Origin of the sequence: Campylobacter lari, assembly GCF_004357905.1 — a bacterium.
In the GTDB taxonomy this organism is placed as follows: domain Bacteria; phylum Campylobacterota; class Campylobacteria; order Campylobacterales; family Campylobacteraceae; genus Campylobacter_D; species Campylobacter_D lari_D.
Genome location: NZ_SMTT01000044.1, coordinates 1 through 301 on the forward strand (window position 1 = coordinate 1; position 301 = coordinate 301).

A 301-nucleotide genomic window follows, 5' to 3' on the forward strand; every position below is an offset into this window, starting at 1 on the left:
CTTTAAAACAATTCTTTAAAACAATTCTTTAAATTTGGAACATTTATTGCTTTAAAAGTTCTAAGCAATATTTTGAAAGGATTTAAAATGGGTTTTAGAATAAACACCAACATAGGTGCAATGAATGCACATGCAAATTCAACTATCACAGCAAGAGAGCTTGATAAATCTTTATCAAGACTTAGCTCAGGTCTTAGAATCAACTCTGCAGCAGATGATGCTTCAGGTATGGCTATAGCAGATAGCTTAAGATCACAGGCTGCAACTTTAGGTCAAGCAATAAATAACGGTAATGATGCTA

The 301-nt window shown here is 32.9% G+C and carries 1 protein-coding gene; it reads left to right on the top strand.

The window, feature by feature from the left end; translation table 11 throughout:
• Positions 1 to 87 precede the first annotated feature (87 nt).
• Positions 88 to 301: flagellin N-terminal helical domain-containing protein (locus E2O22_RS07880; protein ID WP_439897286.1), on the top strand; the 214-nt coding region annotated here is incomplete at its 3' end.